The sequence below is a fragment of the Capnocytophaga sp. oral taxon 863 str. F0517 genome (genome assembly GCF_000466425.1).
Taxonomy (GTDB): Bacteria; Bacteroidota; Bacteroidia; order Flavobacteriales; family Flavobacteriaceae; genus Capnocytophaga.
Map to the genome: position 1 here is coordinate 1 of NZ_KE992131.1, position 524 is coordinate 524.

Below are 524 nucleotides of genomic sequence, written 5' to 3' on the forward strand. Positions count from 1 at the left end.
AAATATTCTCCCTCAAAAGGTACAGGTTCTTTTAATAATGATACCGCAGGAGGCGTGTAATACAAAGCAGGAGAAGCTTTTGAAAGCACCTCTATTTCATTCCCTTGATTGACAAGATAAGTAAAAGAAAACAAGTCTAACTTTTGAGCATTCCCTAATTGAGAGGTAGTTGTTTTCTTCTTTGTTTTCTTTTTAGCTCCTGTGGGTATAGTAGGGACTGTTTTAGCTGAAATGTTGGGAGGGCTAGCTAAAGTAGCGGTAGCTTCCTGCTCTGATAGAAAATCAAAGAGACTTAGCTGAACGACTTTGGGTTCAACTTTTTGATTCTTAGGTTCTTTTGACTCTTTAGAGGTGAGATTAGCATTGGAAATAACAAAGGAAGGCTCGTTGGTTTTGCTTTCAATTTCAATAAATTCTTGCCGTTCAACCTTTTTTACCTCAATTTCCTTTACCTCATTTTCCTTTACCTCATTTTTTTGTGAATTAACCTCTTGTAGCTTAATTTGTGTTGTTTGGCTTTGTTG

General features: G+C 36.5%; 1 pseudogene. It reads right to left on the minus strand.

The annotated features are described in order from the left end of the window. A pseudogene (locus HMPREF1551_RS05955) lies at positions 1-524 on the minus strand (DNA methylase); the annotation flags it as partial.